13 protein-coding genes are annotated in these 13,825 nt (G+C 33.0%); 1 reads left to right on the top strand and 12 read right to left on the bottom strand.

The features are described 5' to 3' along the window. Nucleotides 1-165 precede the first annotated feature (165 nt). Nucleotides 166-876: a Crp/Fnr family transcriptional regulator gene (locus IR010_RS11740; RefSeq protein ID WP_194604015.1), complete on the top strand. Its 711-nt coding sequence runs from the start codon at nt 166-168 to the stop codon at nt 874-876. Between the two features lie 29 nt (nt 877-905). On the opposite strand, the gene IR010_RS11735 is transcribed toward IR010_RS11740, so the two are convergent. The 12 genes from IR010_RS11735 to nirB form a co-directional block, all read right to left on the bottom strand. Next, nucleotides 906-1,475: a transglycosylase domain-containing protein gene (locus IR010_RS11735; RefSeq protein WP_194604013.1), complete on the bottom strand. Its 570-nt coding sequence runs from the start codon at nt 1,473-1,475 to the stop codon at nt 906-908. 56 nt (nt 1,476-1,531) lie between these two features. Further along, on the bottom strand, nt 1,532-2,155 hold the full coding sequence (locus IR010_RS11730; RefSeq protein WP_194604010.1) for a class I SAM-dependent methyltransferase: 624 nt from the start codon (nt 2,153-2,155) through the stop codon (nt 1,532-1,534). 2 nt (nt 2,156-2,157) lie between these two features. Further along, entirely contained in the window at nt 2,158-2,871 is a 714-nt protein-coding gene (locus IR010_RS11725; RefSeq protein WP_194604008.1) for an endonuclease/exonuclease/phosphatase family protein, read from the bottom strand. Nucleotides 2,872-2,902: 31 nt separating this feature from the next. Beyond that, nucleotides 2,903-3,607, bottom strand: coding sequence for a hypothetical protein (locus IR010_RS11720; protein ID WP_029273035.1), 705 nt, complete (start codon nt 3,605-3,607; stop codon nt 2,903-2,905). Between the two features lie 154 nt (nt 3,608-3,761). After that, nucleotides 3,762-4,127 (bottom strand): hypothetical protein, encoded by a 366-nt coding sequence (locus tag IR010_RS11715; protein WP_029273036.1) that lies wholly within the window; start codon nt 4,125-4,127, stop codon nt 3,762-3,764. Between the two features lie 137 nt (nt 4,128-4,264). Next, nucleotides 4,265-5,521, bottom strand: coding sequence for an alginate export family protein (locus IR010_RS11710; RefSeq protein WP_194604004.1), 1,257 nt, complete (start codon nt 5,519-5,521; stop codon nt 4,265-4,267). A 100-nt stretch (nt 5,522-5,621) separates the two neighbouring features. Further along, nucleotides 5,622-7,100: an MFS transporter gene (locus IR010_RS11705; RefSeq protein ID WP_194604001.1), complete on the bottom strand. Its 1,479-nt coding sequence runs from the start codon at nt 7,098-7,100 to the stop codon at nt 5,622-5,624. Between the two features lie 96 nt (nt 7,101-7,196). Then, nucleotides 7,197-7,856: a response regulator transcription factor gene (locus tag IR010_RS11700; RefSeq protein ID WP_194569158.1), complete on the bottom strand. Its 660-nt coding sequence runs from the start codon at nt 7,854-7,856 to the stop codon at nt 7,197-7,199. Nucleotides 7,857-8,084: 228 nt separating this feature from the next. Next, a complete protein-coding gene (locus IR010_RS11695; protein WP_194603998.1) occupies nt 8,085-9,887 on the bottom strand; it encodes an ATP-binding protein in 1,803 nt (600 codons plus the stop codon). Nucleotides 9,888-9,896: 9 nt separating this feature from the next. Then, nucleotides 9,897-10,481 (bottom strand): DUF4202 domain-containing protein, encoded by a 585-nt coding sequence (locus IR010_RS11690; protein ID WP_194603995.1) that lies wholly within the window; start codon nt 10,479-10,481, stop codon nt 9,897-9,899. Nucleotides 10,482-10,624: 143 nt separating this feature from the next. Further along, a complete protein-coding gene (gene nirD, locus IR010_RS11685) occupies nt 10,625-11,002 on the bottom strand; it encodes a nitrite reductase small subunit NirD (RefSeq protein WP_194569152.1) in 378 nt (125 codons plus the stop codon). A 167-nt stretch (nt 11,003-11,169) separates the two neighbouring features. Continuing rightward, entirely contained in the window at nt 11,170-13,683 is a 2,514-nt protein-coding gene (gene nirB, locus IR010_RS11680) for a nitrite reductase large subunit NirB (RefSeq protein ID WP_194603992.1), read from the bottom strand. Nucleotides 13,684-13,825: the final 142 nt, after the last annotated feature.

The raw sequence follows: 13,825 nt of genomic DNA, 5'->3' as shown, positions 1-13,825 counted from the left end.
TATTAATGAAAATGCTACAATTCTAAATGAATCACTTATATGTTTCTTTACAAAAATAAGTATTTTTACGTATAAATACTTATTCTTAGAATTTATTTTCTATTTTTGATGGAAATAAATGAGGAACAACAAATTAGTTTTCAATCCAGTAAAATTTAGGAACTCATGAAAGAAGAGCAAGCGATTTGTTATACCTGTACCAATGAAAATTGTTTTATAAAGAAACATTTGCATTTGGAAAAGATGACGCACTATGTTGCTAAAAAAAAGAGTTTTATCTGTAAAAAAACAAATCAGTTTATTACCGAGGGTTCGCCATTAAATGGGCTGTATTTTATTTGCAGCGGGAAAGTAAAAACGGTAAAAACCGGAATAAACGGTCGTGAACAAATTGTGCGATTGACAAAAAATGGTGATACAATTGGTTTTCGCGGATTCGGAAGAAGTAAACGTTATTTGATTGGTGCTTATGCACTTGAAGATACAATATTGTGTAATTTTAGTAACGAAACGATGCTCGAAATTCTGCAAAATGTTCCTGAATTCACCTATGCCTTAATGCTGTTTTATGCTGATGAACTGAACAAAAGCGAAAATAATATCAGGAAAATTGCTCATATGAATGTACGTGAGCGCGTAATCGATTTATTGCTTTATATTCACCGCAAATTTGGACAGACCAATGGCTTTATTGATATTGATCTTTCTAGAAAAGAAATTGCTGATTTTGCAGGAACTACCGAAGAACAAGCTATTCGTGTACTTTCAAATCTTAAAAAGGAATTGCTGATTAAAACTGTTGGAAAGCGAATTGGGATTTTGAATATTTCAGCATTGCGATCTGAGGTTATGGAGCATAAATATTTTACTTTCTAAAATATAAAGTAAAAGTACTTATTTATGTTTTAATTTTTGTCTTGTGTATGTAACATATGTTCCAAAAGCAGAACTCTACTTTGTACTACTTTTTTATTCCGAATTGGATCATAAAGACTGGGGTTTTGTAACATTGCAATAAGAGTTAAAACTTCCTTTTCATTTAGTTTGTTAATTTTTTTATTGAAATAGAATTCTGAAGCTTCTTTTACACCGAAAGTTTTATAGGTAGAGTCACCATAAAAGTTTTTAAAATCAGTATTTAGGAGAAGATATTTAAAGCAATCTGTTTGTGTAAATTCTCTCTGTATTTTAAGTTTATAAAATAATTTGGTTAAAGAATATCCGTGTCGGTAGGGACCTATATAATCTGTAGCTCGATCGCAGGGACATTTTTGTTCTTTCATTTTGGTATTTATCTTTTCATAAATTTTAGTAAATGCCTTAAGATTTTCTTTCTGTGCTTCTTTTGTTTTATGAGTTAAATCTACAAATTCTTCATTTTTATACATTACAGTAAAATCACTTAGTAGATACGCAATTGTAATTGCTAAAATGATAACTAAACTGATAAATAGCTTTAAATATTTTTTGACCATAAAGAAGAGTTTTTTTGTAAAGACTTCAGAAGTGATTCTCAACCGCTGAGTATAATTTATTTCTTTCTCCCAACAAATCGAATCACAGCACCTTTTCCGTTATGAAATAAACCTTCATTAAGTTCAATTTCTTTTTCTTCTAATTCGATGATTTCATAGTTCGGAAAATCAGCTTTGATTTCTTCTACTGAAAATAAAGATTCAATATCTTTGGGACCGCCCACTTTATCATTTAAAGCAAGATATTCTAAATGTTTTTTGCTGAAGGCTTCAAAAATAATAACACCGTTTTTACGCAAATAAGTTTCAAGGGTTTTGTGAATAGCCGATTTAATTTCTCCAGGAAAGTGTGCGTAAATTAGAGCAATTGCATCGAATTGTTCTGGTTGATAATTTAGAGTTTCTAATTCCCCAACCTGATAATCTATTACAACATTATTAATTTCGGCAAGTTTAATTGCTTTGTTTTTTCCTTCTTCACTAATATCAAAAGCAGCAACTTTCCAGCCTAATTTTGCAGCAAAAACAGCATTTCTTCCTTCGCCTTCTGCAGGAAAAAGAATAGTTCCTGGATTTAGTTTTTCTATTTGTTCTTTTAAGTAATTATTAGGTGCTGTGCCGTATGCAAATTCTTCGTTGCTGTAGCGGTCGTTCCATCTGTCTGTCCAGGCGTTGGTCATTTTTATAAATTGAAGTTGATTATTAATGGTTTATGATCGCTGTGAATTGTCCAATCTTGATAATTTCCTATCTCTACGCTTTCTAAGATTTCGATAAAATCATTCGAAGCAAAACAATAATCAAGATGATACGGTTTGTTTTCGTGGCGATACAAATATAAAGTAGGATGTTCTTCTTTTCCCTGCGTTTGATTGTAATATTTGTGATAGGTGCTAAAGATTTTCTTGGCTTCTAATTTTGTTACAACGGCGGTGTGGTTTCCTTCTCGCCGTGGTTTGTCCCAAATAGTATTGCTGTTGAAATCTCCAATTAAAATCGTTTTATTTTCTTGAATCAAATTTTCATAATAATGAATCGCTTTCCAAACCTGAGTTACGTAAGCTCCATCTTTATCAGCTGGGTTATTTGCCCAAACGGCAAACAATGTAAAATCAACTTTTCCGCCAGTTACGGCAATGGGCAAAATGTTTTTAAAATCGGGATTATGGCAATTCAGCAATTTAAATTTATAGTCGCTATAAGAAAAAACGCCAAGCCCTTTATGCGGATTTGTGCCGTACCAAAGAATATCGTTTGGCAATTGTACTTCGCTTGAAAATTTCAATTTTTCAGGACTTTCACACTCAGAAATTACGACAATATCAGGATTATAAGCAAGAATAAATGCTGCTTTTTTTCTGAATGCCATGTTGCAATTCCAAGCAATGAGTTTCATTTTCTGGAAATTTTAAAAAGAGAATAAAAAACTAAGCAATCCAAGTGCCTTCAACTTGATCAATAATCCATTTATTATTGACTTTTTTAATATAAATTCTAAATCCTTGTCCACAAAGTCCGCCACAAACAAAACCTCCATCTAAAATTCCAAATTGTTTATTTTTATCGAACTGTATTCTAGAAAATGAAACCACTCCAGAAAAGACAAAATTATATTTAGTATTCCAAATAGCGTCTCTTTCTTTTGGAAATTCTGAAATATTCTTGAGTACAAATTTATTATTGAGTCTTATGTCTTTAAATTCGAATAAATATTCGCTTTCAATCTTTTCTTTTGGTGTGAAGATTTTTGAGTTTTTAAAATGTTTTTCAAAATCTTCTTTTAGATCTTGACTGTTGTTTTTTAATTTTGGATCAAATGCAATAATAATTTTTGATGTATCATTTTTAATTTTTTCCGTATTGATTTTCCATTCTAACAATTTTTGCTTTTGCTCTTTTGTTGCTTTTGTACTGTCAACACCAATGTAATGACCAGTTTTATCATAAATTGCTTTTCCATACTCAGGAGGAAAATTTGTGTATAATCTTAAATCAAGACAAGTTGAATCGATTAAACTTGGAAAAATTTCAGTCATAACATTTTTCTCAAATTCTAAATCAGTAATTTTCCTTTCACAGCTAGCAAAAAGAATAATTCCTACTATTATTGGTAAATTGATAAGTCTCTTCATATACCAAATATAACAATTAAACCTGCAAAATAAATTATGCAAAACCTCAAAAAAAAATACCCTTTTCCAAAATTGAAAAAGAGTAAATTGTAAATGTTTATTTTAAAAAAAAATTGTTTCTTTCAACTAAAAATTCTAGGATTTAAACAAATTATTAACCAACAAGTGTTGTAATACCACTATTTATGTCAATTTCTGCAAAATTATGTTTTCCCATAACGATAAGCAGTTTGTCTGAATTATAACCTACATATCTTATTTGAGGTTCTCCACGTTTTGGTTCTCCGCAAACAGAAATAACATTGGTCTGCCATTTTAATTTGCTTCTTTTGTAGGCTGATATTGTTTGTAAATCGTTTTCAACATAATAAATAATGTTGTTTTTTTTAATTCCTCTTTTTTGTGTTTTTGCAAAATTTATTTCTGAATTTTTTGAAATTAAAGCATCATTGTATTTTTCAGAAATACCACTGTGAGTTGCAATAAAAGTAAGCATCGATAATTTTAAAAATTGTTTCATAGGATAGAATTGGGGGTTCGTAATCATTTCAAATATAACTAATTAAAACATATAACCAACTTTTCATAAAGAAAAAAAAATACCCTTTTCAAGAAATAGGAAAAGGGTAAAATTGATATGTTAATTTTGAATAAAAACTATTTTTTCCAGCTAAAAATTTTGGGATTTACAGAAATCATTAACCAAGCCCAATTGTTTGTATGACCGGCGTCTCCATTTTTGATGAATTCTAAAGTGTGAGAACCAAACATTTGAGAATAACCGCCTGAAACAGTAATGTCTTTTTTGAAATTATAAGCAAAAGTTGCGTCTATCTCTGTTCCTAAATACGAATCTAATTTTTCATTTAGTGGCGTAACTACATCTGCAGCAGCTAAGAATGCATGCGGAATTAAAGCAAACTGCCATTTATTGGCATTGTAATTTAATTTGATAAATGCATCTTGCAAACCAACATTGTTCAGGTGATTTCCAACATAAAAATAATCCATATAACCATTAAAACCGTGATTGGTGCCAAAAATTGGGTTGAACGATTTAATTACAGAACTTCCGTCGTTTGTATTTTTTCCGGAAAGGAATTCATATCCTAAACCAGCTTTAAATGATGCTGTTATTTGATAGCCAAAATTGGCACCGGCGTTCCACGCGCTTACTTGCAAATTTGTACTTTTTCCTGTTTGTCCGTATGCCCAAAAATTACTGTCGATTTTACTGGTTTTATAAGCGAGATATGGGCCAAAAGTTTGTTTGTAATCGACCAATAATTTAGCATCAGCATTTGCGTATTCATAACCTGTGTTAAGCACTAAAAAACTCAACCCTAAATCACTAAATTGAGTGTGGTACCAAGCATATTGCAAAGCTTTGTAATTGGCAACTGTATATGGCGTTTGCAAAACATTTTCAGCAGTCGAATTATAAGCTCCTCCAAAATCTAACTGCTGTTTTTCTTGACGGAAAGAAACCGTTAACGCATCATGGCTTTGCGCTTGTTGTCCCCAATCTTGCTCTCCCAAAATACGCTGATTATCGTATGAAAGGACTTGACGGCCAATTTTTGCACTCCATTTTTCGGTAAAATTATATTGTGCCCAAGCTTCAAAAACGGCAACTCCATTTTTATCGGCAACAGTATTTGGAGCAACATCGCCCCAAGTTCTCGTATTTTGAAAAGTTAATTTTACAGTTAACTCGTCTTGTTTGTAATTGAAATTTAAACGAGAACGTTGTGAGATTTGCGAAGTGCCTTCTTGTCCTTCCGGCAACAATGTTTTATAACCATTTCGGTATTCAAAACGAGGCCTTATCTGTAAATTTACATCTAATTCCTGAGCTTCAATTGAAGCATTGATTCCGAGAACTATCAGGAGAATTATTTTTATTTTTTTCATAAAACTGGTAATTTTTTGATGGCGTAAATTTATAAGAAAAATAAGCCTTTACTAAATATGGAAGTTATTATTTTAAAATTTTAGCAACAGGTTATTCAAACTATTGTCTGTCAATAACTTTTGATAATATAGGCTGTTTTTCATTCATTATTTTTGTGATTGTGTAATGCATCCAAATCAAACAAATGACAGAGAAAACTAAAATAAAAATCCATGAGCTGGACCAAATTCCGGTTGCAGTTAATAAATACCCAAAAATAATTGGTCCGAAGAAACCGCCCAAACCGCCAATCATTCCGACCATGCCGCCAACAACGCCAACTTCTGTCGGGAAATATTCTGGAATATGTTTGTAAACTGCTGCTTTCCCAATTCCCCACGAAATACCAATTAAAATTACTAAGACTAAGAAAACCCACATATTGGCGTCAAATTTAATTACGGTGATTCCTTTAGCCAAAAGTTCTTTTTTCTTTACGGTTTGGTTTTGCTGCACGACCACTTGCTGCCATGAAGTGCTGGTTGGAAAAATAGCATTTTCAGATTCATTTTCTTTTTTCTGAGCGATTGCAAAGGCTGTTTCCCCAATTTTAATATTATCTTTCGCAACAGAAGTTACAGTTCCTTTTTTAGTGGCCAAAACGCCAGGTCCGGTTGTTGTGATTTCCATTTTCGGAACCATTAACAGGGCACTTAAAATGACAGATGAACTCAAAACCCAATACATAACTTTTCGTGCTCCGAATTTATCTGATAAGTAACCTCCAAAAGCCCTGATTACACCAGATGGCAAACTGAAAAGCGTTGCAAACAAACCGCCCATAACCAAACTCGTCTGATATACATTCATGAAATTTGGCAGAAGCCATTGTGAATACGCGACAAAACATCCAAAAACTAAAAAGTAATACGCCCCAAATCGCCAAACTCTGGCTGATTTTAAAGACTGAAGCATTTCAGAAACAGACTTTGTATGGTTTTCTATTTTTTTGTTTGTTGCAAAAATTAAAAAGGCAATTCCGATTACGACTAAAGCCACAGCATATATTATGGGAAGGATTTTCCAGCCATTCTGCGGATCATTAGTAGAAAAATGATTTAATAATGATGGCGCTAAAAAAGTGGTTATTGCAGCGCCGGCATTTCCCATTCCGAAAATTCCAAGCGCGCGCCCTTGCCATTCTTTTGGATACCAAATTGAAGTATAACCAATTCCGACAGCAAAACTCGTTCCTACCATTCCAAAAAAGAAACTCAATAAAGCAAACATAAAAAAGCTGTCAGCAAATGGAAGTAAGAATAATGGAACGGAAGAGAGGAGAAGCAAAAGAGAAAAGACATATTTGCCTCCAAATTTATCTGTCAACATACCTATTGGCAAACGCATAATAGAACCAGTCAAAATTGGGATACCGAGTAACCAGCCAACTTGAACAACGCTCCAATGGAAAATACCGTTATCGATTAAAAAGGTAACTAATACACCATTTAAAGTCCAACAGGCAAAACACACCGTGAATGCCAAAGTATTTAAAAATAAAATTTTGTGTGACTGCGAGAGTGCGTTTGTATTTTTCATAGTACTTATATTTTTGAGTAAAAATAAGTACTATAACGTAGTTAAAAACTGCTAAAACGCAGTTTTTTAAAAATAATTAAGTATTTATACGTAATTTTATAAAAGTGAATATTCAGTTGCTTTATTAGAAAGCTCCATCAGATTTTTTACTTTTAGCTTTTTCATTAAATTAAAGCGATGTACTTCTGCAGTTCTCTTGCTGATTTCAAGAGCTTCGGCGATTTCTTTGTTTCCTTTTCCAGACAATAAAAGCTGAAGAATTTCTTTTTCTCTTTTCGTAATCATCATTTCATCTCCTAAATTTTGTTTCGGTTCTAAAGATGAAGATGAATTTGTCAATTGGCTGATTAGAATAGAAGAGATGTCGCCACTGAAATATTTTCCGCCTGCAGCAACAGTATGCAAAGCTTTTAAAAATTCTTCTTTGCTTGAACCTTTTAGTAAATAACCATCGGCTCCAGCTTTGATTGATTTTAATACATATTCTTCAGATTCGTGCATTGAAAGCATAATAATTTTTATGTTATTATTTTCGCTTCTAAGTTTTTCTACTACCTCAATACCGGTTAAGTTTGGCATACGAATATCTACTATAAGTAAATCAGGTTTGGTTGTGGCAACTACTTCAAGAGCATCAGAGCCATCAATTGCTTCGCCTGCTACCTCAATGTTTGCTTCGTTTTCAAGTAAAGATTTTATGCCATCTCTCACAAATACATGATCATCTGCTAGAACAACTCGAATAGTATTACTCATGACTTACTTAATTTTGATTCTAAATTTTTACGTATATTCATCTATAAATATTGGGCTAAGATACGTAATTTTTAAAAATTAGATTCCAATTTTTAAAAATTCCAAATTCCAAAGATTAGCTGAACATTAAAAGTAAATTAAAAAATTATAAAGTTTAAGATTACAAATTGCAATTATCTGATTTGCATTTTGAAAAAGTTTGGAATTTGGAATTTAAAAATTGGAACTTTATATAGGAATATTAAAAGTAATCCTCGTGCCTTCGCCGGGAATCGATTTGAAGAAAACGCGTCCGTTTATGTATTGAATTCTTTCTTTCATAAACAATAATCCCATTCCGGATTCGCTGTTGCGTTTTTTGTCCACTTCAATTATGTCGAAACCTTTTCCATTGTCGTCTACGATGATGCTTAATAAAGTTTCACTGTGCGAAAGCTGTACAATAATATGAGAGGATTCGGCATATTTTATAGCATTGTTGATTGCTTCCTGAGTGAGACGATAAATATTGATTTCGATTAATGAATCTAAACGTTGCTTAAAATCGGTTTTGTTGTAAAACAGAATTTCTTTTCCGGTTAGTTTTGAAAGTTCTTGTGTTAATTTTGCTAAGGAAGAAACGATTCCGTGATCGCTTAATTCTGGAGGCATTAAGTTAAAAGTTGCGGTACGAACGCCTTTAATAATATCAAGTGACAGCTTCTTTAAATATTCAATTTTTTGGGATGATTTTTCTTTGTCATCCAGATTTATGCTTTCTAAACTAAATTTTAAACCGGTCAGCATTTGCCCAATTCCGTCATGAATTTCTTTAGCAATTCTGTTTTGTTCATTTTCTTGATTTTCAACAATTTTACTCGAAATAATTTTTTGCTGATTTATCTTTTCGGTACTGTTTTCAATATTTAAGCGTTCGACTTCTCGTTGTGCTTTTTTGCGTTCCGTAATGTTGAAACAGATAATTAAAAGCTCAGATTCTTCTTTTTTAATTGTTACTGGAACCATTGATAAGTCAAGCCAAATCGTCTGGTTTTCTTTGTTTATTATTTTAATTTCGCCTTGCCAGCCACTTCTGTGCTTTTCAAAAATGATTCGGTCAATATTTAATTGTTCTTTTTCATCGGTTGTTAAAACTTCAGAGAATTTTTTGTTCGATGAAAACTTGGTGTAGTTTAGAAGTTTGGCGAATTTTTCTCCAATATGAATAATGGATCCATCCGGCGCAATTCGGCAATAGAGTAAAGTGTTCTCCATTGCATAATTCAGAGATTTTAATTCTTTAACTGAATTTTCTTTGATTTCACTGATAATTTCCGTGTCATAAGCCAATTTTAACGCTTTCTTTTCTGAAGATAAAAGCCTTGTAATTAATTTTTCTATTTTTTTATTTGTAGGCTTGAAAATGAAGAAAAATTCTAAAAGCAAAACAAATAAAGTAAAACCAAAAATCCAATATTCTATTTTGCGTTGTTGTGTTACCTTTTCGTGCGCCTCGAGATCATACTGCGTTACAATCTGATTCATTTTCGAAAGGAAAATGCCTTCGTTTTCTAAAATAATCTGTACCAGTTTTTGATTTTCAACTTGCTTGTTTTTGTCGTTTAAATTTGAAATTAAAATATTTGAAGCAGTATAAATTCTATTAAAACTAGGTTCTATTTCAAGATATAATTGATTTAGAATTTCACTTTTTTGATGTGGAAAACCCAAACTGTCACTTCCATTCTCAAGTGCATCATGGTTGTCTTTCCAATTGGATAAAACCTTTTTTAAATGCGATTTTTTTTTGGCTGTAGCCGAATCAGAAACATAATGCAGAATCAGGACTTCTTTCACGATTTTCTGGCTCAGCATCCTTTGTTTTCCAGAAAAATTAATGATTTTAGAATCGCTTAATTGCTGATTCAGATTGTATTGCACTAAAACCTGACTTAAAATGATAGTTACAGCAATAGTCAAAAGTGCAAAAAAATACAGACGACGTAAATTTTTGAAAGTAATTTTATCTTCTTCCTGATTGCTGTTTTTCATATAATTCAATTACAATCCTAGAGAAGCTTTAATTAGGCTTAAATTTTCTGCAGAATAATTGATTTTTAAGGCTTCCTGATGTCCTTTCTCAGACATTTTGTCCCAAGTTTTTTTGATGATGTTTTTTAGTTTTTCCTCGTCGTGTTTGTGTACAAAAGGATCTAAATAGTACTCAAGAAAAACAAGACAGATCACATCTTCTAGCAATTGAGTTTCGTGATCTTTTTTAAGTAATTTTTTCTCAATTAAAAAAGAAACGCGATCAATAAAAGTCTGATCGTAACCTGCTTTTTCTAGGATTTCGGCAGTCTTTTTAGCGTGAAATTTTTTTAATTCTTCTCTCCATCTCAAATAACCAACGCGATCCATCGGATACGATTCGCGAGCGACTTTCCATCTGCAGATGTGCTGTGCTTTTGAAGCAATCTGGATTTCTTCTGAAGCTTCTGGATCAAATTGCATCAACCTCCCATACATCCGGTTTGAATATAATAATTCTTTAGGGAATTCATTATTTTGATCGATTTCGATATTTGGATCTTGTGCATTTTCAGCATCAATCCATTCGCTTGCTTTTTGAAAAGGTGTAGTCATTTTTTGGTTTGATAATAGATTTCAAAGATAGGGAATTAGTAAATATGTGAAATGTGAAAAGTGAGTAGTTAAAAGTGAGATGAAAGAAGCAAGAAGCAAGATGATAAAAGTTCTTCAAATCTTGCTTCTTGGCTCTTAAAAGTCTAATCAACAAATCCAACAAATACTTCATTCTCCACAACTTTAATCGGATAGGTTGCAATTTTAAAATCATCTCCGTTTAAGTTAGATCCATCAATAAGTGAAAATGTTTTTTTATGCATAGGACAAGCAATTTTCGGAATATCATCTGCAGATCCAGTCATTCCTCTTGATAATACCATTTCCATTTTGTGCGGACAGGCATTTTGGCAAGCATACCATTCATTACGTCGTGTGAAGTTAAAAATAGCAATTTGTTTGTTTTTGTATTTGATACAGCCGCCGCGATTGGTTGGAAAATCTTCAACTTTACCTGCTTTGAACCAAATTGTAGCATCATTAGGATGTACTGTTTCGTATTGATTTAAGATTTCTTCCATTTTTAATAATTTTTTATTTGCCACTAAGGCGCTAAGGCGCAAAGTTTTTCTTTCTCTTCTTTGTCTTTTTAATTTCGCAAATTCGCTAAGACGCAAAGTTTTTTTTAAAATTTCTTACAATAAAACTTTGCGACTTAGCGTCTTTGGGATCAATTCCAATTAGCTTTTTATGACCAAGCTTTTGGTGCTTTTTGATCTCTTAACGGAACAAAAACAGCATTATCATCTTTTTCGTCTGAGTTTATGAAATGATTGAAACGTTTCAGTAATCTTGGTTTTTCCAGAACTTGTTTCCATTCGCATTCAAAAGTGTTAACCAAAGTCTGCATTTCGGCTTCTAAGGTTTCACAGATTCCTAAACGGTCTTCGATAATAACTTCTTTTAGATATTCTAAGCCACCATCTAGTTTTTCTAGCCAGGTTGATGTTCGAATAAGCGGACCGGCAGTTCTTATATAATACATTAAAAATCTGTCCATATATTTGATAACAGTTTCTTTATCAATTTTTTCTGCTAATAAAACAGCATGTTTTGGGTTGGCTCCGCCATTTCCGGCGATGTATAAATTCCAGCCTCCTTCAACGGCAATTAATCCAAAATCTTTTCCGCGGGCTTCTGCGCATTCGCGAATGCAGGCCGAAACACCACCTTTTAATTTGTGTGGAGAACGAATTCCTTTGTATCTGTTTTCCAGTTCGATGGCAAATCCGGCGCTGTCGTCCATTCCGTAGCGACACCATGCATTCCCGACACAGCTTTTTACGGCACGAAGCGATTTTCCGTAGGCATGACCGCTTTCGAAACCATTGTCAATTAAGATTTTCCATATTTTTGGAAGATCACTCAAATGTGCTCCGAATAAATCAACTCTTTGCGCTCCGGTAATTTTAGTATATAAATCGAATTGTTTAGCCACTTCGCCAATTACGATTAATTTCTCGGCCGTAATTTCTCCTCCTGCAACTCTTGGAACAACAGAATAAGTTCCGTTTCGTTGAATATTCGCTAAAAATCTGTCGTTTGTATCCTGAGTGGTAACGTGTTTGTTTGCCGTATCGTTATATATACTGGAGAAAATAGAAGCAACAACAGGTTTGCAAACTTCACAGCCATCGCCTTTTCCGTGATGATCCAAAACCTCATAAAAATTTTCATATTTGTTGATTTTAACGAAATCGAATAGTTCCTGGCGATTATAATTGAAATGCTCACAGATTACTTCTTTTACTTCTTTTCCTAAAGATTTTTGTGTTGCTTTTACCAAATCTGAAACCATTGGCTTACAGCCTCCACAGCCAGAAGTTGCTTTTGTATGTTTTACAACATCAGAGAAACTAGAACAGCTTTCGTCTAAAATTTTACAGCAAATAGTGCCTTTAGTAACATTTTCGCAAGAACAAATTACAGCTGTATCTGGTAAGTCCATTACACTTCCTAAACTTGAACCTTCAGCACCATCGCGTGAACCTAAAATCAAATCTTCAGGATTTTTAGGTAAGGCCATCGCATTGCTGTAAATCTGAAAAAGCGAATTATAATCACTGGCATCTCCCACTAAAATTCCGCCTAGTAAGGTTTTAGAATCTTTAGTAACGTTGATTCTTTTGTAAATGCCGCTTAATTTGTTTTCATAAATAATTGCCGTTACATTTTCGTTTTCGACAAAAGGATCACCAAAACTCGCTACTTCAACACCAATTAATTTTAATTGAGTCGACATATCAATGGTTTCTCGCATGGTTTTAGAACCCTTTAAGATTTGCTCGGCAGCAACATCGGCCATTTCGTAACCCGGAGCAACAAGTCCGTAAATATTTTGATTGTAAAGCGCTACTTCGCCAATAGCATAAATGGAAGGATCTGATGTCTGCATCTGATTGTTTACCACAACGCCGCCTCGTAAACCCACTTCAAGTCCTGAAACTCTTGCAAGTTCGTCGCGAGGTTTGATTCCGGCAGATATAACCAGCATATCAACTTTTAACAATTCGTCCTCGGCAAACATCATTCCTGTTATGCATGCTGCTCCGTCAATATATTGTGTGGCTTTGTTAAGATGAATTCTTATATTTAATTCCTCAATTTTGGATTGCAGCATATCGCTTGCTCCTTTGTCTAATTGTCTCGGCATTAATCTCGGAGCAAATTCCACCACATGCGGATTCAGTCCTAAATCCCTAACGGCTTTTGCTGCTTCAAGACCTAATAAACCGCCTCCTAAAACGGCAGCTTCTGTTGCGCCTTTTTGTTTTATTTTTTTGGCGTAAGCCATAATTGCATCCAGATCTTCGATTGTTCTGTAAACAAAAACACCTTCTTTTTCTACTCCGTCAATTGGAGGAACAAATGCAGATGAACCTGTTGCTAAAACTAAGTAATCGTACGTATGCGTTTTTTCAAGATGTGTATGTATCGTTTTTTCTTTTCGGTTAATGTCTGTAATTAATTCAGAAGTGTTTAAAGTAATATTGTTTTCTTCGTACCATTCGCTAGTTGATAAACATAAATCGTCAGCGGTCTTACCTCCAAAGTATTCACTTAAGTGAACACGATCGTAAGCACGTCTTGGTTCTTCACCAAAAACCGTAATCTGATACTTTTCTTGTCCTGATTTTGAAATGAATTTTTCGCAAAATTTATAACCAACCATCCCGTTTCCAACTACTATTACTTTAATCATGATTTCTTTAATTATGTATTATTATGCGAATATAAGTATTTATACTTATTTAAATACGTATTATTTTCAATTTTTAATTATTTTGCATTTTTCATAATTACGTATTTTAGCGTAAATCTCTACGTAATCCGGATTTGAGGGA

This window comes from Flavobacterium sp. MR2016-29 (assembly GCF_015350695.1).
In the GTDB taxonomy this organism is placed as follows: Bacteria; Bacteroidota; Bacteroidia; order Flavobacteriales; family Flavobacteriaceae; genus Flavobacterium.
Note: the sequence above shows the minus strand (reverse complement) of the source record. Positions and strands in the feature narration are given on the sequence as shown.

Coding starts and splice junctions, on each gene's coding strand:
- IR010_RS11740 (WP_194604015.1), top strand. CDS start 166: ATGAAAGAAGAGCAAGCGATTTGTTATACCTGTACCAATGAAAATTGT.
- IR010_RS11735 (WP_194604013.1), bottom strand. CDS start 1,475: ATGGTCAAAAAATATTTAAAGCTATTTATCAGTTTAGTTATCATTTTA.
- IR010_RS11730 (WP_194604010.1), bottom strand. CDS start 2,155: ATGACCAACGCCTGGACAGACAGATGGAACGACCGCTACAGCAACGAA.
- IR010_RS11725 (WP_194604008.1), bottom strand. CDS start 2,871: ATGAAACTCATTGCTTGGAATTGCAACATGGCATTCAGAAAAAAAGCA.
- IR010_RS11720 (WP_029273035.1), bottom strand. CDS start 3,607: ATGAAGAGACTTATCAATTTACCAATAATAGTAGGAATTATTCTTTTT.
- IR010_RS11715 (WP_029273036.1), bottom strand. CDS start 4,127: ATGAAACAATTTTTAAAATTATCGATGCTTACTTTTATTGCAACTCAC.
- IR010_RS11710 (WP_194604004.1), bottom strand. CDS start 5,521: ATGAAAAAAATAAAAATAATTCTCCTGATAGTTCTCGGAATCAATGCT.
- IR010_RS11705 (WP_194604001.1), bottom strand. CDS start 7,100: ATGAAAAATACAAACGCACTCTCGCAGTCACACAAAATTTTATTTTTA.
- IR010_RS11700 (WP_194569158.1), bottom strand. CDS start 7,856: ATGAGTAATACTATTCGAGTTGTTCTAGCAGATGATCATGTATTTGTG.
- IR010_RS11695 (WP_194603998.1), bottom strand. CDS start 9,887: ATGAAAAACAGCAATCAGGAAGAAGATAAAATTACTTTCAAAAATTTA.
- IR010_RS11690 (WP_194603995.1), bottom strand. CDS start 10,481: ATGACTACACCTTTTCAAAAAGCAAGCGAATGGATTGATGCTGAAAAT.
- nirD (WP_194569152.1), bottom strand. CDS start 11,002: ATGGAAGAAATCTTAAATCAATACGAAACAGTACATCCTAATGATGCT.
- nirB (WP_194603992.1), bottom strand. CDS start 13,683: ATGATTAAAGTAATAGTAGTTGGAAACGGGATGGTTGGTTATAAATTT.